Genomic DNA, 330 nt, shown 5'->3' with positions numbered 1-330 from the left:
CCCATGACAACCGGCCGGTCGGCGTCGCCTTCCAGGTAGGAAATCAACACTTCCATGCCGACCCGAGGCAAGGTCACTGCGCCATAACTGTTGCCTGCCCAGCTCGATGCCACCCGAACCCAGCCACTGCTGGTTTCGTCATCCGGCGTGCGGCGGTCCCAGTGAAACTTGACCTTCACCCGGCCGAATTTATCGCAGTGGATTTCTTCGCCTTCAGGACCCGTGACCTTGGCGGTTTGGGTGCTGTGAATCCGCGGTTTGGGATGGCGCAGGGCGGGACGAAACTGGATCGTTTCCGGGATGGCGGTAAAGGAATTCCGATACCCCTGA

General features: G+C 60.3%; 1 protein-coding gene. It reads right to left on the bottom strand.

Annotated elements, in window-relative coordinates; genetic code table 11:
- Nucleotides 1–330 (bottom strand): type VI secretion system Vgr family protein (locus tag QN378_RS23350; RefSeq protein WP_323567503.1); only part of this gene is annotated, 330 nt, incomplete at both ends.

Source organism: Pseudomonas sp. 10S5 (genome assembly GCF_035019745.1).
Classification (GTDB): domain Bacteria; phylum Pseudomonadota; class Gammaproteobacteria; order Pseudomonadales; family Pseudomonadaceae; genus Aquipseudomonas.
Note: the sequence above shows the minus strand (reverse complement) of the source record. Positions and strands in the feature narration are given on the sequence as shown.